Below are 17,091 nucleotides of genomic sequence, written 5' to 3' on the forward strand. Positions count from 1 at the left end.
CCTTTAAGTATTTGAAGTTTTATCCAATAAATGAAAATTGTTCTTCGGCTATTTTTCCAATCAATGGTAAAGGTTTCTCTACCTCATTAGCCGCATTAATAGCTCCAATAATCATGAGTACAAATGGCAATACTCCTAATACTCCCAGCATACCAATATGAGTAACTGAAATTAGGATCCCTAGAATAACAGGTAAAATAAAAGATAGAATAACCGCTCCTAAAGCCTGTTTAAGGTGGTATTTTAATAAACTATCGGCCTTATCTTTTCCTGATATAAAAGAAATCAACCATCCAATAATGGTAATGTATGAGATGATAGATAATGTTTTGTTGTCCATGATAAAGTTTTTATGAATTAATATTCTTTGATTTTTTGTTGGTTCAAAATTGCTACAGAAAAACAAAGCTTCAATTTTTCGGATGCCTACAAAACAACTTCAACACAAAACAAAAGTGTCTACAAAGTGTCTACACATTCACACAAATAATTAATTTACAAACACTTAAATACTATTATCATTTTCTTTTTTTTATATGAATTATTGATAAGTGTCCGCAATTTTTGTACTTTCACTTCATGAAACAGCCGTTCACTTTTTTTTATTTTTTATTCTTGATCTGCGTTCTCTGCCCTGCTCAAAATACATTTATTGAAGGTCTTCAAAATCAATTGAAAGGCAATACGGCTGTTGAGGAAAAATTTAAAATCTATAATGAACTTACAGAATATTATAGAGTCAGTGACCAATATTCTGCTGCTGAAAAATATGTCCAGGAACAATTAAAACTGGCTAGAAATGAACATAATTATGCAGAAGAGGTAAAAGCTTTAGTTCAGGATGGAATTATTAAACTTAATCAGTCACAATATGACAAAGTTCCTCTGCTAATTGATGCAGCGAATGCATCTGCACAAAAAACAAATGATAAAACAGCTTCACTATATGCAGCGTATTTAAATATCTACTATAATAATATCCTGGGTGAGTCTGAAAATACCATGAAACTGATTCAGAAAACCCTTCCTGAAGTTGAAAAGCTCTCCTCAGAAGTTCTTCTGAATGCTAAGCTCAATTACCTCCTATACGGAATCCATTCTGAATGGAATGATGCTAAGAATGCCACAATCTATGCTCAAAAGGCTGTAGAATTAGCTCAAAAATCAGGGAATAAAAATATGCTGAGCTCAGCATATTCCGCTATGGCTGTCTGTTATTATTTTCCTTATGAAAAAACAGGAAATTTAAAGGATCTAAAGCTTGTTACAGCCATGTGCAAAAAAGCAGTTGCTCTTTATCATCAGTTTCCGGGACAGGTTTCTGCCCACGCTCATGCTATGGCGTTACTAAACCTTGCCAACTACAACCTGAGTTACCCTGTGATTACCCCGGAAATTCGCAAGGAAATCCAGGAAAATACTGCTGAAATCCTCTCCCTTACGCAGCATACCACATTAAACCAGGGTATTCAAGCAGGGGCCTTAGGAATCCTTAGTAATCTTGCTGCACGTGACGGAAATGATACCTTATCAGAACAATATCTTTTAAAAGCTGAGCAGATTTTACTTACTCAGCAGCCTGTTTATTACCATGTCATGATCAATGTAGTCAGCGATTTGGCTAAACTGTATGAAAAACGGAAAAACTATCAAAAGGCATATGAATATCAAGCTAAGGTAACGGAATACAACAGTCTTCTTTATAATGAAGGACAGGCAGAAACGGCCAAAAGACTTGAAGCGCAGTTCCAGTCTCAAAAAAAAGAATCTGCACTGAAAGCCCTCACAGAAAAAACGGCAAGTCTGAAGAAAGAAAAGTTTCTCTATATCGGATTGGGAATCATTGGGATGATTGGTGCATTTTTCATGTTCCGTTCTTATCATTATAAATTACGCTACTCTATAGCACAAGAGAAAAAATTAAATACTGAAAAACATGAAGCTGAAATGCTCGTAAAACTTCAGGAAGAAGAACAAGCCCGACTAAAAGCAGAACAGGAACTTCTTACCTTACAACAGCAGAAACTTCAAAGTGAAGTTCTTGCCAGCCAGCTCCATATTCAGCATAAAAATGAAGTCCTTTACCAACTTCAGACCCAGCTTTCTGATACGGATATTAATATCAACCAGGTAGTCAAAGAGCAAAACCGTGTAGATAATGATTTTGAAAAGATCCGATTTACCATTCAGGAACTTCACCCTGACTTTTTAAAAAACATTAATGAAAAAGCTAAACAGAAGCTCACCCCGCTGGATTTAAAATACTGCGCTTACATCTATCTCGGAATGGACACGAAACAAATAGCCAATCTGCTGAATGTGGAACCTAAAAGTGTAAGAATGACCAAATATCGTCTGAAAAAGAAATTCGGATTGGATGAGAATATGCCTTTGGATACTTTCTTTCAAGGAGTATTTTCTGCATAAACCGCCTTTCTGCTGTGAATACACTAATTATTTCGCTTTTTTTGAACAGTATGGCTTGACAATAAATTCCACTATTTAATTAATACCAACTTTATCCTATTTATCTATCTTGTTATTAGCTATGCAGATACATAAAATAGTTTTTGCAATAAAAAGCCTCACTGCTTTAACGAGTTAAATACATGATGATACAACTTGTATTTTATGCATCATTTGTGTACAATAGAAAATAATTCTGAGTTTTTTGCCATACTCAATTAAGTTATTTATTCACTTTTCTACCAATAGTTTATACTATTTTCTATTTTCTAAAGCATCATTAAATCCTTGCCAAATTTGATACAATAAATCTGTACAATAACCTTAATTACTGTACAGATTACGGATTTACACAATGAAATATTACAAAAAAAATACAATTTTAATCACATTAAAGTGATGTAATTATTTTTAGTTTTGAAATATCAACGTTGATAAAATTCTGTATTTAAATTGCATGTGTACAGTGCAAATTAAATACATCACACCCAATGCCAGGGATTATATGGCAAACTACTTATTAAACAAAAAACAATCAAAAATGAAAAAATTAGTTGGAATGAAGAGAGATTTCTCTTCAACAGAAAACAAGAAGTTACAAAGAAAAGACTTGAAATTAATTCAAGGAGGTGGCGATGGTTACAGCTATATAGAAACAGATTGTGGAGGTAACTGCTATGATAAAGAGACTTGGAAAGGTGGCGTAAGACTGAATACATTGTATATAAATACTTAAATATATGTATTCCCAGAAAATATAGAGGGATTATCCCTCTATATCTGTTTACTAATATAGCGGTAAATCTAAAATGTTTTCAAAACATTAATTGTCAAACCAATCCTACAAAATCAATGAAAAAATATATTAGGAATTATTTTTCATGTATCTTAATTATTATTATTTTTTTTATTCTTTCTGCATGTAAGAACAGAAATTTAAATTATATCGCTTATTATAACAAAGTGAACGACATAGACAGCATTTACCGTTTCCAGAAGGATACCCTAACAGTTATCAGACAATATAAAAAGTTATTCAAAAAATATCCACCAAAAAACCAGGACCGTATTCAGGAATATGAAACCTACCTCAGGCTTGCCAACCAGAAGCATAAAAACTTTGGCGGAAAAAAAAGCCTTTATAAACTAATCCCTTTGGTTGCTCCTAATTGGCAGTATAAAAAGAAGGATAGCATGTTTATAAATCTATTTCAAAAAAATGGTATAAGTCGTCAGGAAATGGAAAAAGAAATTTCACAATGGGAGAAAGGCCTCAATAAAAAAATGATAGATTCATTCACCGTTGCATTTAAGCGTGACCAAGACAGTCGTAAAGATTCAAACTATGAAAATTTATTCAAAAATGATAAAAAAAATGCTGAAATGTTGAAATGGATGTTTGAAAATGAAGGATTTCCCAGTATACAAAAAATAGGTCTATGGAATAAAGATCTTTTTATACCTACTGGTCCAGTATTACTTCATATGGCAAATTATGAAGAATATCATCAATATTTCAAAACCAAAATATTAGAATATGTAAAATCAGGCGATTGCCCTCCTCGGGATTACGCTGCTTTTATAGACCGATATAATCTGCATGTACTTAAAAAGGATCCTCCTTATTACATCTATGTAGGACAAAGTTCTGTAAAAGATTCTGCAGCTATCAATCGTAATCGAAAAGGCATAGGATTACCAAGTATGAAACATGGAAATGCTATTATAAAAGATTATAATAAAAAGAATAAAACGGAAAAATGATTCTGATTATCTCACAAAATCAAGAAACTACAACTACCGAGGTAATAAAGTGGTTAATAAAGATGAAGAAAAGTTTCATCCGGGTTCATGAAGATGAAGTTTTTAATATCAGGACAAAAGATAAAAGAATTTATTTAGAAAGTCATAGAAATTGTTTTTTTATTGATGACATTACTAGTTTGTGGTACAGACGAGGAGGTTTACAATTCAACCGTTTACAGTATAAAAATAATTCTATTAATCTGAGTATGGATGAATACCAGCATTGGTTAGAAGATTATGTTAGAAAAAAGCTGGAATCAAAAAAGCACATTAACAAAGAAAGCAATAGTGATATTAATAAATTATGGGTATTGGAACAAGCACAAAAATATGGTTTAGATGTTCCGCCCTATTTCCTTGCTGAAAACACTGATGATGTAGATTTAGGTAAAACCATCATGAAAACTATTGGAGAAAATCCAAGAATGGAAAACATTATTAAAAATTATAGTGGTATGATGTACACTTATGTAGTTGAAGAACAAGAGAGTACAATGTTCTTTACCACTTTTTTTCAAGAAAAAATTGAAAAAGATTTCGAGATCAGAAGTTTTTATCTGAATGGAAAAATTTGGTCAACAGCTATTTTTTCTCAGGATGATGAACAAACTAAAATTGATTTCAGAAAATATAATACTAAAAAGCCTAACAGAAATGTACCTTATCAACTTCCCCAAGATATTGAAGAAAAAGTACAGCTATTGATGTTATCGTTAGATCTCAACTGTGGTTCTTTGGATTTTATTAAAAGTGGAGATAAACATTATTTTTTGGAAGTCAATGCTGTGGGGCAGTTTCTTGGCCTGTCAGTTAAATGCAACTATTCATTAGAAAAAGAAATAGCAAAATACTTATGAAAAAAAACTTTATACCAAAAGAAAAAAAAGACCTTCCTCTTATTTATAAACATGTAGAAGTGGTAAAGAATAAAACAAGAGAAACCCTTGGCAGTACTACTATAAAGTGCGAAAAATTCCAGACAGATTTCTATGTAAAGCTAAAGCCCAATAAATTCCTTGTAAGAATTCTATGAAATGCTTCAATTTGTTTAGCAATATTATGATTACAAAAGGTGCTAACAGAATCCTTATTTCAGATTTACAGAGAAATAGATCAGAGTTATATCCCTTAGAGCTGTATGCGCTTATTGAAGAGCTTAAAATTTGCTCTATTGAAAACATACTGTTGGGCTATGATCATGAATCTAAAGAAATTATCCAAGAGTATCTAGATATTCTTTTGGAAAGGGAATATGGTTTTATCACTGAAAATAGCTGGGCAGACAACTTTCCACCATTGTCTTATGAGTATAAAGATTATACTACTATTTCAAATATTTTTATAGAACTGGATAATCTGGAGGTCCTTTACAAAATAAAACATTCTATAGAAAATCTAAATAGCAGACACCTTATTATATTCACCAAAAATAAGATGACCTATGATGAGATTCTTGAGATTGATTTATTGTTTGGAGATGGTCCTCTAAACAATATTGATATTTATTTACCTTACCACAACCAGATTAATAGTCATTTATTTGACAACTTAAATGAAAAAGTATCCCGAATTAGCAGCCTTATAGTATATTGTTCTCCATCGTCTTCTTTTAAAATAAGAAATAAACTTCGTTTTACAGTTACTTTTACAAGCGAAGAACTAAAAATATCATCCTGTGGAAAAGTAGATATGAAATATTTCAATACCAATCTCACCAAAGTGTTGGAGGCTGTCAACCATAATTCTTGTCTGCATAAAAAAATAGGGATAGATAAAGATGGCCATATTAAAAACTGTCCTTTAATGCAGGAAAACTTTGGAAATATTCAGGACACAAGTCTGGAGGATGCTTTATCCCACCCAGAATTTAGGAAATACTGGAATATTACTAAAGACAGCATTGAAGGGTGCAAAGACTGCGAATTCAGGCATATCTGTACAGACTGCAGGGCTTATACCGAACGAACTCATTATACGTCTGGAAACCTGGATATATCAAAGCCATTAAAATGCGGTTATAACCCTTATACCAATGAATGGAAAGAATGGAGTAAAAATCCTCTTAAAAAGAAAGTCATTCATTATTATGAGATACAAAAAACAAAATAGCTTTTAAACAATGTTCAAAAGCTATTTTTATGTAGAAATAAGAGATTAAAAAAAATCTTATTTAAAAAACTTCCACTTCGGGATAATGGCCAGCATTCCAAAGCCTGTAAAAAGAAACAGATTGGTAACATCTGTATATAAGAAGGTCGACAGGTAGTAATTATGCATGAAGAAATGCAGTACCAGTAAAACCGGGAACATTATAATTCCTACTTTTTTGTAAAAGAACATCAGTACTAGGCCAATCATCATCAATGCATCAATTGAAAAGATAACATAAAAATACCATCTTGGGATCTCAAGATATTCATGCTGAAGATATTCATCAACATCTATTCCCAGTCCCATTACTGTAAACAACATTAAGGCAGCAAATGCCAGTACAAAACCCCATCCTTTCTTCGGATCTTCGTCAAAATAGCTGTATTCTTCCATAGGTACAAAAATAAAGAACTTATGAGAGATTTCATAAGTTCTTTTATAGTTATTCGTTTAAAATTTGAATTAAATAGAGATCGCGTCGATCAGTCTATTTTTGTCACTCAAGAATTCTTCCATAGAGATCATACTTTCAGTTCTCATTACATCCTGAATGTCGTCGATCTGATAGATAATTCTCTTAGCATCATCCGTATTCTTAGCTCTTACTTTACAGAAAATATTATATTTCCCGGAAATAACGCTAGCTTCGATTACGTTAGGAATAGTTGACAATTCTTTCAATACTTCCTGAGTACGGTTTGATTTTGTCAAAAGGATTCCGATGAAAGCTGTAAAGTGATAATCCAGCTTACCATAATCGATGTTTAGAGATGATCCCAAAATAATACCTGCATCTTCCATCTTTTTCACTCTTACGTGAATTGTTCCAGCAGAAACATCCATCTGCTTAGCAATTTCTGTAAAAGGCATTCTTGTGTTTTCTACTAAGAAATCAAGAATCTTCTTGTCTATTTCGTCCAGTTGATAGTTCATATTAGTTAAATTACAATTTCTTTAAAAAATCTATGTATTTTTTGCAAATTTACAAAAAATAATTTAACTAAAAAAAATATATCAAATATTAACAATAATTAACACGGATGATAAAAATCATTAAAATATTCCAATTATTTAGCATTCGATTTTGTAGAATCTGTTTTTATTTCCGTTTTCTCTGCAGATGCTTTTTTATCTTTTTTCTTCTTTTTAAACAAAGAATTAAAGCTTTTACTCCATAAGACCCCTACTCCATAGGCTTGATTAGCAGTTCCATTTGTACTGATCATCCCAATATTGGTGGGCTTAGAGTATCCTCTTACCACTAAAGTACCGTCATTCTTTTTAGATAAATCATATTCTATAGACCCTTCTCCCGAAAGATAATTGTTCTGGGCTCCGGTAGTGCTTGCTTCCGTTTTGGATAATGGTATACCCAGTCCGGTCTTGATATTCACCCTTGGCGAAAGAGCTACACTCACTCCAGCATTCGCTCTGTCTGCTGTATTTGAATTTTGGTCACCCTTTACATAGTTTAGGTCAATCTGGAATTCATTACTCATAGTATTAAGAACTGATCCCAACTGTTTCAGAAGTATATTATACCCTTGTGATTCTGCAACGTTACCCATATTCACTTCTACTCCTCCGCTATTGGATACATTAAAGGTGCTCAACAAAAGAACGGAACCAAACTGAAGTACTTTTTCCCCTTCCTGGCTCATTTTAGCAGCCAAAGTTTCTCTCACCTGGCTTGAAACATCCATTGCTGTGACATTCAGCTCAACCTTAGGATCTATAAGAGATTCAGTAATATTAGCCTGCAGTAAAATACTTATCGGCTGTAGTTTCCCCATACTCAGGTATTCTCCTGCATTGGAAACCATTCTTACATAGTTAGCAGTAATATCCAGTGCCGGTTTCATTGCATCACCATCCCATCTTATGCTGCTGTTTTTCTGAATTTGGAAGGTTTTATTAAGAATTGCTTTAGAAACAAATGTTCCGTTATCTACCTTATACGTTCCGTTCATGGCAATATTTCCCTGTCTGTTCATCTGGAACCTCAGCGGATCTGCCGTTCCTTTTACAGTAATGCTTCCCACATCATCTCCGATAAGTACATTTACCGTAGTCCCTTTATCTACTGCTAAATTGAAATCAATATTCATATTAGCTCCGGTCTTTTTCTTGTCTTCTAATGTTACCAATCCATCTTTTCCTTCTTTCAGGAATCTAAGCATCTTGAATTCTTCAACATTTGAAGTGGAACTTGAGTTGAAAGTAAAAGTACTTCCGTTAAGTGCTCTCATATTAGGAGTAGTTATACTTAAACCAGACACAGGACCGGAAACGTACAAATCACCTTGCCCATATACTCTTCCCCAAAACAAATCAGAATCTTTTTGAGTAGAATTCAGTACCAAAAGATTATCAGCTCTCATGATCAGATCAATACCCATTGAAGAAAGTGTTTCAAAACGGATCGCCCCGGAAATATTCCCTTTCGAATTGGTTCTACCATCATGTACTTCAATATTGTTGAGAATGGCCAACCCTTTACTTAATTGGATCACGTTATCGTCAAATGAATAATCTACCCCTGTAAACAAAAGTTTTAATCCGAAATCTTTTAAGGCAATGTCACCACTGTAATCAAGATTATTAAGCTTTCCATTAATCTTAAGATCTCCTGTTGCTTTTCCTCTAAGGTTTCCAAAAATAGATTGAACAAACTGTTGGGTAAATGAAAGATCAAAGTCACGCATTTCTGCTGTAAGATCAATATCCGGAGAAGCGCTATTGTTATTTACAGTTCCCGTAAGATTTAAACTGTTGTTTCCTAGAACACCTGCAGAGTGAACCTTTACATCGATATCATATACGTTCAATGAGAACCCGTTGGTAGCCGAAATAGAAATGGCTCCCATATCATTACCATTCATTTTAATATCATCTACATTCAGGTCCACCAGAGGCTGTAAAGTGCTTTTATCCATCTTGATCTTTACACTTCCATTTGCCAGACCTTGAATATCCATGCTATTCCCTCCAGACTGCATATCCAGCAGTTTCTCTATGGCAAAATCGCTGATATCTGCATCTACATAGAAATCCTTGATTGATTTAAATTGTGCTTCTTTGATAAACAAAGCACTCTTATCAGAATACACCCTCAGGTTCCTGATATCAAAATCTCCGGTATTCTTCCTGTAAGTAATAGAATGATTAAGCTCAGGGCTGGTATCAATAGCCCAGGATACTTCATTGAATTTAACTTCTGTAGGCTCAAACCTGAAAACATAATCACCGGCTGCATCCGTAGATTGGTCTACATTAATAGCATATTCCTTCAGCTTTTCATTGATCTCATCATCTGGGCTTCCATGCTTGAATACGGTAGCCAGATGCAAGGTATTTCCGTTTTCGTTATTCCCTTTAAGTTCGAAATCTTTAATGATATTTTTATTGTACTCTAACCTATTGATTCTAGCATATAGCTGCTGAGCAAGATTCGCAGTATTGATTCTTACCTTAATACTATCTACCATAGCACTATCTTTGCTCAGATTTTTTCTAGTATTGATCTGGTAGTCAGGATTGGAACTTGCCAACGCTTCATCTGCATCAGTAATTTCCTCTTCTTTGGTCATAATATATTTCAGTGCGGTAGCATCAAGATTTAGGATCAGGTTATTTGAATCTCCATCATATTCTCCTTCTACCGCAGCTCCGTTAGGTAACTTTAGATCCGGTAAGAAATAGTTAACCAACCCCTGCTGAATATCAAATTTCATGGCAAAATTCTGACCTCGGTATAATTTTCTTGGCGGCGGTCCTACAAGAATTCGTCCTACACCGTTTTCTACCATGCCTACAAGATCCGCAAGATTATATTTACCGGAAATTTTTCCGTTAGCTGCTCCCGGTGCATCCACATCAATAACACGTCCTCCGGCTTCAATAAAGGTTTTTAATTTCGCTGCCGGGATAGTGTATTTCTGTGTAGCGGTTGCAAAATGAATATTATTGGCATTTACGTCCAATGTAAGGTCATTAATGGATGACATAGACATTTTACCTTCTACCTGCCCACTTACCATCTGGCTGCCAGGTTTATTGGTAAAATAATTCATGTTCAGTTGGGTAACATCAGCATTCACATCCATTGCAATTTTCGAGGTACTGAAATCTATTAACCCTTTAATGGTGGCTTTTGCCTGTTCATCATTAACCGTAATCAGCCCGTTATATTTTTTATGGTCTAATAAACCATCCAAATAGAGATTATTAATGACCTTATCCATAATTTCAATACTGGTAATCTGGGATTTGGTGGTAAGACGCATTGTATTCACATCAAAGCTCTGCCCATTGAGATCAAAATTACCGGAAATCAATCCTACCGATTTATTTTTAGTAATTACAGAAGTATTAAGATCTTTTACCTCAAGACGCCCTGAGTACTTTGGCATAGCCGTACTGTATCCTGTTAAAGACAGTTTAGAAATTTTTGCCTGCCCTATTCCTGTCATTAAATTTCCGCTTTCTACATATACCTGATCCGGATTTACTTTAGCCATTCCGTTATACTTCAGTTTTCCGAAGTCATCTGCAAAATTTTTCATTTTGCTGGAAATGAATGTAGGCATCATTGCCTTCAGATCTTTATAGGTAAAATCAGTTGAAAGGTCTTTTGTTTCAATAGAAAAATGACCATTCAGCAGATTATCCACCTTCATGGTTTTGGTAGCAATATTTACATCAGGGTTTCTGATCAGAAAATTCTCTAAATGGAATTTATTTAAAGGTCCTGTCATTTTACCTGAAAGGTTGAATGGCTTACTATTATCCCAGTTGGTCACAAAATAGCTGATGTCATATCCACTCACCTGGCTTCCCTGATTGATATTCATATCCCAGCGAACCTTGTCTGCAAAATCAGCCCATGAGCCATCATGAAGATTGAATTTTATATCTCCCTGAAGTAAAGTATGATCTGTATTTAAGGTAAGGTCTTTTAACGATAAAAACTGCTTGGTCAAAGACAGTTCTGTTGAAAAGGTATCTACAATATGAGATTTCCCCCATCTGGAGGTTACGAAAGACATATTATTAATAAGCGCCGTGATATTAGGGCCTACGACCTTCACATTGGGAGCTTTTAAATTAAATTTTGTTGCTGTAAGCCATTTTCCATGATCGCCTTCAGAGTTTTGATTAATGATAGATACTTTAGAATCTATAATCTGTACTCTTGAATTCAGCTGAAAAGGAGGTTTATTTGGGTCTCTTTTCTTTCCATCATCAAACAACTCTGTAAATCTGACAAAATTGGAAATACTGTCGCCTTTATAAGTAATGACTTTTACTTCTGCATTAACAAGAGTAAGGGAATTAAAGCTTAAAGAATTACTTTTCCCTGAAATAGCATTCGCTGCAAGAGAGAGCCAATCTGAATCAGCACGAAATTCACGAGCCTGAATAAAATCTAAGCCTTTATAGTCTTTTACTTTTAATCCTTTTATAGTAACATCTCCAAAATAGTTTACATCTACGCTTTCCGTAGAAAACCCGGATTTAAAATCATTATTCACAAGCTTCAAAGCCTGATCTGCGGCCCATTGCTTGGTAACGGGAAGGTTAATCGTAATAATAACCCCGGCAACAAGAACAATCCCCAGCCAAAAAAGAATAAGCAGAAGTTTTGCCCACCAGGTATAGCTGGTGACATCTTTCATTGCCTGTTTACCAAACTCTTCAGCAGTTTCCACAGGATGATTGATAGCATCTGAAGCCAGCTCAGAAGCTTCTTTAACTGTTTCCCGTACTTTTCCTTCTACATTTTCAACAGTCTTCTGTACCTGATCCCCTAGGTTTTCAGCTACTGATTTTTTATTCTCATTCTCGTTATTATTCTCTAACTTTGCCATTATTATGAGCGACTCTATAATTTTAGGTATTGAATCGTCTTGCGACGACACCTCAGCAGCTATCATCAAGGGGAATTCTATTCTTTCAAATATTGCTGCGAACCAGGCTATCCATAAAGAATATGGAGGCGTAGTTCCTGAATTGGCTTCGCGAGCCCATCAACAAAATATAATCCCCGTTGTTGAAAAATCTTTTACCAAAGCAAATATACAACAAAATGCAATCTCTGCTATAGGATTTACACGCGGCCCCGGTCTACTGGGATCACTTCTTGTAGGAACATCATTTGCTAAGTCTCTGGCTATGAGTCTTAATGTTCCATTAATTGAAGTTAACCATCTTCAAGCTCACATTTTGGCCCATTTCATCGAGGATGCAAATCCTGTGCCGCCAACTTTCCCTTTTCTATGTCTTACCGTAAGTGGTGGCCATACGATGATTGTATTGGTAAAAGACTACTTTGATATGGAAATTATCGGAAAAACTACGGATGATGCCGCCGGAGAAGCCTTTGATAAAATCGGAAAAATATTTGACCTGGATTATCCTGCAGGACCTATCATCGACAGGCTTGCCAAAGAAGGAAATCCCGATGCATTTAAGTTTAATAAACCAAAGCTTGAAAACTACGACTATTCTTTCAGTGGTATTAAAACATCCGTTTTATATTTCATTCAGAAGGAAGTCAGAAAGAATCCGGATTTTATTAAGGAAAACCTTAATGACCTTTGTGCCTCTGTACAGAAATGCATCATTGAGATCTTAATGAATAAACTTGAAAAAGCAGCTAAAGATCTTGATGTAAAAGATGTAGCCATCGCAGGTGGAGTTTCTGCCAATTCTGCATTGAGAAGGGCTATGGAAGACAACAAAGAAAAATTAGGATGGAATATCTACATTCCAAAGTTTGAATATACTACCGATAATGCCGCAATGATTGCCATGGTAGCTCAATTGAAGTTCGAAAGAGGTGAATTTACAGATCTGAGAACTTCTGCTACTGCAAAATATGACTTATGAAAATACTCTTAGAAGAAAAAATACTGGGAACGCATTCTAAAAAGAACTCAAAATATTATTGGGTACTAGAAACCGTTACTGGAAAAAATGAAAATTCAGAAGCACTTAATGATTATTTTCCGGCAAGTTCTGAGACAGGATATATTCAGGATGTAAAAGAAGAAATTCTTGAGAAAATAAATTCTGAAAACCTTTTCAGCTTTCCCTATACTCCCAAAGAAGGAGATTATTTATCCATCAAAAATAATTTAAGAAAACAGGAATACCTGAATCTTATTTACATTAATGATAAGTGGATAGAAGAAATCTATATGTGCAGTTACCGTGAATGTGATACGGATATTTACACAACTATAAAAACAGGAGTTGCATTTTTAACTCAGGATATATGAAATTATTTTACGGAGAAATAACAGACAATACTGTTATCATCAACGACGAGGAACAACAGCATATTGTAAAAGTTCTTCGAATGAGATCAGGTGAAGATATTCATGTAACAGACGGAAAAGGAGCCCTGGCTTCAGGAACACTTGTTATCGAAGGGAAAAAAGCTGGCATTAATGTTTCAGAAATCAAAACCGATCTTTCCAGCTTTAGCCCTAAACTTCATATTGCCATTGCTCCAACAAAAAATATTGACAGAATTGAATTTTTTGTGGAAAAAGCAGTGGAAATGGGTATTTCTGAGATCAGCATTATTGCTACAGAAAAAACAGAGCGCAAAAATGTCAATATCGATAAGATCAGAAAACAAGCTATTGCAGCGTCTAAACAAAGCTTGAGATTTCATTTTCCTATTATTCATGATACCCTAAAGCTTACTGATTTCTTAAAAGGTATTAATCCTGATAATACTTTTGTCGCACACTGTCATGAAAATCTGGAAAGAATAGAACTTAAGAGTATTCCTGCCATGAAAGAGATCACTTTTCTCATTGGTCCTGAAGGGGATTTTTCAGAAAAGGAAATTGCATTTCTGGCCGAACAGAAGATCAAAGCAGTTTCATTAGGAAATCAGAGATTAAGAACTGAAACGGCTGGCCTATTTGTAGCCGCGTGGAATTATTACAATATGATTTAAATCTGAAAATGTACAATCTTCGATTTCTGGTGAAAAAAAAACTCTCTCTTTACTGAGATTCTTCACTCCACTTCGTTACATTCAGAATGACATATCCCCACTAACAGATAGTTAACAATAATAAAAAAGGAGGTTTTACGACCTCCTTTTTCTATGCTTCATTGATTATTTCCAATCAATATTATTTTCTTTCAGGTATTTGTCAAAAATCTGCTGACCGCTTCTTATGGAGTTTACGGTCCAAAGGATTTTCATTCTTAAAAGCTTTTCTTCATCCAGTTTATAATCAATACCAGATTTTATCAGCTTCTGTTTCAACTCATACATACATATGGAAGCAGCTACAGAAACATTAAAACTTCTTGTAAAGCCATACATCGGAATCGCCAGTGTTTCATCTGCAAAATCCAGAATTTCCTGAGAAACGCCTTCCATTTCTGTTCCGAATACCAACGCTATAGGTTCTGTAATTTCGTATTCAGGTAACATTTTGGCATTATTTTCCAATGAAACTACTACAATTTTGTAGCCCCTGTCTTTAATTTCCTGGAAGGATTCCATATTTCGGGGAAGCTTTTCAACCTCCACCCAGGTATCAGCCCCTTTGGTTACCCTAAGATTGGGTTCAAAACTATATTCTTCCTGCAACGCCACTACTTTATGAAAACCACAGGCTTCTACAGAACGTACAATAGCTGCTGCATTCCTGAATTGGTAAATGTCTTCTACCACCGGAAGAACAAAATCTGAACTTTCCTGAGAAAAATGTTCAATTTTTGCTAACCTTTCTTCTGTTAAAAACTGTTTTAAATATTCATAAGTTTGTGCTAAATCGTTCATCTGCATTTAGTTATTTTTTTCAATAGCCTTATGTAACGCCTGGAATTCATTTTATTCTTATAAAATTTGATGATAAGCGTTTCATTCATTTTCAAATCTTTGCAAATTAACGTAATTTTGGGCTATGATCCTTAACCGGGATTAAATTCTTAATTAAAAATAATACATGAAGCGAAAAGTCCTACTCATCTATACCGGCGGAACCATCGGTATGGAAAAAGATTATGAAACCGGAAGTCTGCGTGCCTTTGATTTTGGCAATATCTTCGAAAAGATGCCTGAAATGAAGCTTATGGAATGTGAAGTTTTTGTACATCCTTTTGCCAAGCCGCTGGACTCTTCAGACATGGGACCTGAGGAATGGAGAGTAATCGCCAATTACATTCATGAGAATTACAATGAATATGACGGTTTTCTGATCCTTCACGGTACAGACACTATGTCTTATACCGCTTCAGCATTAAGCTTCATGTTAAAAGGACTAAGAAAACCTGTGATTATGACGGGTTCGCAGCTCCCTATTGGTGACCTGAGAACTGATGCCAAGGAAAACCTTCTGACCAGTCTGTATTATGCAAGCTTGTACGAAAATGATGAAGCAGTCATTCAGGAGGTAGCCATTTATTTTGAATATAAACTTTTAAGAGGAAACAGAACATTAAAATATTCTGCTGAATATTTTGATGCTTATGCAAGTCCAAACTACCCTATCCTTGGGCAGTCCGGGGTTCATTTAAACATTATCAAAGACAACCTTTTCCGTTGTGCTCCTGAAGTGGAGTTTCATGTTGACGAACATATCTCTGAAGATGTTTTGTTCTGGAGAATTTTCCCAGGAATGCACCTGAGCCACTTCAGAGAAATTCCTAAAATGAAAGTATTGATCCTACAGGTTTTTGGTTCCGGAACGATCTTCAGCAGTGAAAAAACCCAGGAAACGCTTCAAGAAATCAGGAATAATGGGACAGAGATCGTAGTAGTGAGCCAGTGTATCTCAGGAGGTATTTCCTTCGGGAAATATGAGAACAGTAATATTTTCTCAAGAATAGGGGCCATCAGCGGAAGAGATATGACTGCAGAGACTGCCATTACGAAAGCAATGCACCTGATCGATAATCCAAATTATTCCGGGAGTTTCGCAGATAACTTTACCCAAAGCCTTTGCGGAGAAATTACTACTGAAAAAATGCACTAAAAATTTGGTAATTAAAGAAAATATCCTATTTTTGCAATCTCAAAAAGAAAGGTGTCCGAGTGGTTGAAGGAGCTACCCTGGAAAGGTAGTATACGGGTAACTGTATCGAGGGTTCGAATCCCTTCCTTTCTGCAAAGAAAAGTCTTAAGTTTTATGCTTAAGACTTTTTTGTTTTCATATCCTTTCTGGCCATTGATGGTCAATAATTTGGATCAAGCACAAAATCTGGGGGCTAAGCAAAAAGTTTGGTTAATCTGAAGATAAAGAAAGTTTTATCTTTTACACCTCTAAGCTGTAATCTAAAGTTTTTAATCTTGGCATTAAAGGATTCAGCAGAAGCATTCGTACTTCTTTTATCGAAGAAGTTTAAAATATCTCTGTAATGATTCATTATTGTTTTTCTTAATGTAGAAAACGATTTAAATCCTGCCTCTTCGACGTTTTTAAACCAATGCGCCAACTTGGTCATCGCAATAGATTTTGAAATATTCTGATTATAAATTTTTCTAAGTTTATCAGTTAGCTGATAAGCTTGTTCCAAGTCAGGATATTCAGTAAAAAGGATGCAGGCTCTCTGTCTTTGGGATAGAGTCCATTTTTCCCGGCTCTTATAAAGCAGGTATCTGCTTCTTGCCAGAAGTTGTTTCCGGGTATCTCC

16 protein-coding genes and 1 tRNA gene are annotated in these 17,091 nt (G+C 34.8%); 11 read left to right on the forward strand and 6 right to left on the reverse strand.

Going from position 1 to position 17,091, the window contains the following annotated elements; all coding sequences use genetic code 11:
- Positions 1 to 19 precede the first annotated feature (19 nt).
- Positions 20 to 340, reverse strand: a complete 321-nt coding sequence (locus AC3HD6_RS20935; protein ID WP_068940127.1) for a magnetosome magnetite crystal formation protein family — start codon at positions 338 to 340, stop codon at positions 20 to 22.
- Positions 341 to 579: 239 nt separating this feature from the next.
- Between AC3HD6_RS20935 and AC3HD6_RS20940 the strand changes: the two genes are divergently transcribed.
- From AC3HD6_RS20940 to gwsS, 6 genes are all read left to right on the forward strand, one after another.
- Positions 580 to 2,427 (forward strand): helix-turn-helix transcriptional regulator, encoded by a 1,848-nt coding sequence (locus AC3HD6_RS20940; RefSeq protein ID WP_488898088.1) that lies wholly within the window; start codon positions 580 to 582, stop codon positions 2,425 to 2,427.
- Positions 2,428 to 3,007: 580 nt separating this feature from the next.
- Positions 3,008 to 3,202, forward strand: coding sequence for a TIGR04139 family peptide modification target (locus AC3HD6_RS20945; protein WP_488898089.1), 195 nt, complete (start codon positions 3,008 to 3,010; stop codon positions 3,200 to 3,202).
- Between the two features lie 116 nt (positions 3,203 to 3,318).
- Positions 3,319 to 4,230: a hypothetical protein gene (locus tag AC3HD6_RS20950; RefSeq protein ID WP_488898090.1), complete on the forward strand. Its 912-nt coding sequence runs from the start codon at positions 3,319 to 3,321 to the stop codon at positions 4,228 to 4,230.
- A complete protein-coding gene (gwsG, locus tag AC3HD6_RS20955) occupies positions 4,227 to 5,129 on the forward strand; it encodes a grasp-with-spasm system ATP-grasp peptide maturase (protein ID WP_488898091.1) in 903 nt (300 codons plus the stop codon). Before AC3HD6_RS20950 ends, gwsG begins: the two co-directional genes overlap by 4 nt.
- Positions 5,126 to 5,305, forward strand: coding sequence for a hypothetical protein (locus AC3HD6_RS20960; RefSeq protein WP_488898092.1), 180 nt, complete (start codon positions 5,126 to 5,128; stop codon positions 5,303 to 5,305). The genes gwsG and AC3HD6_RS20960 overlap by 4 nt, the downstream gene beginning before the upstream one ends.
- Positions 5,302 to 6,381: a grasp-with-spasm system SPASM domain peptide maturase gene (gwsS, locus tag AC3HD6_RS20965; RefSeq protein WP_488898093.1), complete on the forward strand. Its 1,080-nt coding sequence runs from the start codon at positions 5,302 to 5,304 to the stop codon at positions 6,379 to 6,381. The genes AC3HD6_RS20960 and gwsS overlap by 4 nt, the downstream gene beginning before the upstream one ends.
- A 57-nt stretch (positions 6,382 to 6,438) precedes the next feature.
- Here the strand turns inward: gwsS and AC3HD6_RS20970 are convergent, their stop codons facing one another.
- The 3 genes from AC3HD6_RS20970 to AC3HD6_RS20980 form a co-directional block, all read right to left on the reverse strand.
- Complete coding sequence (locus AC3HD6_RS20970) at positions 6,439 to 6,816, reverse strand: hypothetical protein (protein ID WP_347218003.1); 378 nt, start codon at positions 6,814 to 6,816, stop codon at positions 6,439 to 6,441.
- A gap of 69 nt (positions 6,817 to 6,885) precedes the next feature.
- On the reverse strand, positions 6,886 to 7,356 hold the full coding sequence (locus AC3HD6_RS20975) for an Lrp/AsnC family transcriptional regulator (RefSeq protein WP_068939683.1): 471 nt from the start codon (positions 7,354 to 7,356) through the stop codon (positions 6,886 to 6,888).
- Between the two features lie 134 nt (positions 7,357 to 7,490).
- Entirely contained in the window at positions 7,491 to 12,293 is a 4,803-nt protein-coding gene (locus AC3HD6_RS20980) for a translocation/assembly module TamB domain-containing protein (protein ID WP_488898094.1), read from the reverse strand.
- Between the two features lie 4 nt (positions 12,294 to 12,297).
- Here AC3HD6_RS20980 and tsaD point away from each other — a divergent pair, with 4 nt between their 5' ends.
- From tsaD to AC3HD6_RS20995, 3 genes are read left to right on the forward strand one after another with little or no spacing between them, the layout of a single operon-like run.
- The gene (gene tsaD / locus AC3HD6_RS20985; RefSeq protein ID WP_488898095.1) at positions 12,298 to 13,314 is read left to right on the forward strand and encodes a tRNA (adenosine(37)-N6)-threonylcarbamoyltransferase complex transferase subunit TsaD; all 1,017 of its coding nucleotides are present in this window, start codon (positions 12,298 to 12,300) and stop codon (positions 13,312 to 13,314) included.
- Entirely contained in the window at positions 13,311 to 13,706 is a 396-nt protein-coding gene (locus AC3HD6_RS20990) for a hypothetical protein (RefSeq protein ID WP_488898096.1), read from the forward strand. The genes tsaD and AC3HD6_RS20990 overlap by 4 nt, the downstream gene beginning before the upstream one ends.
- Positions 13,703 to 14,398 (forward strand): RsmE family RNA methyltransferase, encoded by a 696-nt coding sequence (locus tag AC3HD6_RS20995; RefSeq protein WP_488898097.1) that lies wholly within the window; start codon positions 13,703 to 13,705, stop codon positions 14,396 to 14,398. Before AC3HD6_RS20990 ends, AC3HD6_RS20995 begins: the two co-directional genes overlap by 4 nt.
- Before the next feature lie 165 nt (positions 14,399 to 14,563).
- Here AC3HD6_RS20995 and AC3HD6_RS21000 read toward each other — a convergent pair whose 3' ends face one another.
- The gene (locus tag AC3HD6_RS21000; RefSeq protein ID WP_068939692.1) at positions 14,564 to 15,244 is read right to left on the reverse strand and encodes a TrmH family RNA methyltransferase; all 681 of its coding nucleotides are present in this window, start codon (positions 15,242 to 15,244) and stop codon (positions 14,564 to 14,566) included.
- Positions 15,245 to 15,404: 160 nt separating this feature from the next.
- Here AC3HD6_RS21000 and AC3HD6_RS21005 point away from each other — a divergent pair, with 160 nt between their 5' ends.
- Positions 15,405 to 16,433 (forward strand): asparaginase, encoded by a 1,029-nt coding sequence (locus AC3HD6_RS21005; RefSeq protein ID WP_488898098.1) that lies wholly within the window; start codon positions 15,405 to 15,407, stop codon positions 16,431 to 16,433.
- Positions 16,434 to 16,478: 45 nt separating this feature from the next.
- Positions 16,479 to 16,565 (forward strand) — tRNA-Ser (locus AC3HD6_RS21010).
- A gap of 100 nt (positions 16,566 to 16,665) precedes the next feature.
- Here AC3HD6_RS21010 and AC3HD6_RS21015 read toward each other — a convergent pair.
- Positions 16,666 to 17,091 (reverse strand): ISL3 family transposase (locus AC3HD6_RS21015; protein WP_488897300.1); only part of this gene is annotated, 426 nt, incomplete at its 5' end.

The sequence above is a fragment of the Chryseobacterium sp. II3a genome, assembly GCF_057815135.1.

Coding starts and splice junctions, on each gene's coding strand:
- AC3HD6_RS20935 (WP_068940127.1), bottom strand. CDS start 340: ATGGACAACAAAACATTATCTATCATCTCATACATTACCATTATTGGA.
- AC3HD6_RS20940 (WP_488898088.1), top strand. CDS start 580: ATGAAACAGCCGTTCACTTTTTTTTATTTTTTATTCTTGATCTGCGTT.
- AC3HD6_RS20945 (WP_488898089.1), top strand. CDS start 3,008: ATGAAAAAATTAGTTGGAATGAAGAGAGATTTCTCTTCAACAGAAAAC.
- AC3HD6_RS20950 (WP_488898090.1), top strand. CDS start 3,319: ATGAAAAAATATATTAGGAATTATTTTTCATGTATCTTAATTATTATT.
- gwsG (WP_488898091.1), top strand. CDS start 4,227: ATGATTCTGATTATCTCACAAAATCAAGAAACTACAACTACCGAGGTA.
- AC3HD6_RS20960 (WP_488898092.1), top strand. CDS start 5,126: ATGAAAAAAAACTTTATACCAAAAGAAAAAAAAGACCTTCCTCTTATT.
- gwsS (WP_488898093.1), top strand. CDS start 5,302: ATGAAATGCTTCAATTTGTTTAGCAATATTATGATTACAAAAGGTGCT.
- AC3HD6_RS20970 (WP_347218003.1), bottom strand. CDS start 6,816: ATGGAAGAATACAGCTATTTTGACGAAGATCCGAAGAAAGGATGGGGT.
- AC3HD6_RS20975 (WP_068939683.1), bottom strand. CDS start 7,356: ATGAACTATCAACTGGACGAAATAGACAAGAAGATTCTTGATTTCTTA.
- AC3HD6_RS20980 (WP_488898094.1), bottom strand. CDS start 12,293: ATGGCAAAGTTAGAGAATAATAACGAGAATGAGAATAAAAAATCAGTA.
- tsaD (WP_488898095.1), top strand. CDS start 12,298: ATGAGCGACTCTATAATTTTAGGTATTGAATCGTCTTGCGACGACACC.
- AC3HD6_RS20990 (WP_488898096.1), top strand. CDS start 13,311: ATGAAAATACTCTTAGAAGAAAAAATACTGGGAACGCATTCTAAAAAG.
- AC3HD6_RS20995 (WP_488898097.1), top strand. CDS start 13,703: ATGAAATTATTTTACGGAGAAATAACAGACAATACTGTTATCATCAAC.
- AC3HD6_RS21000 (WP_068939692.1), bottom strand. CDS start 15,244: ATGCAGATGAACGATTTAGCACAAACTTATGAATATTTAAAACAGTTT.
- AC3HD6_RS21005 (WP_488898098.1), top strand. CDS start 15,405: ATGAAGCGAAAAGTCCTACTCATCTATACCGGCGGAACCATCGGTATG.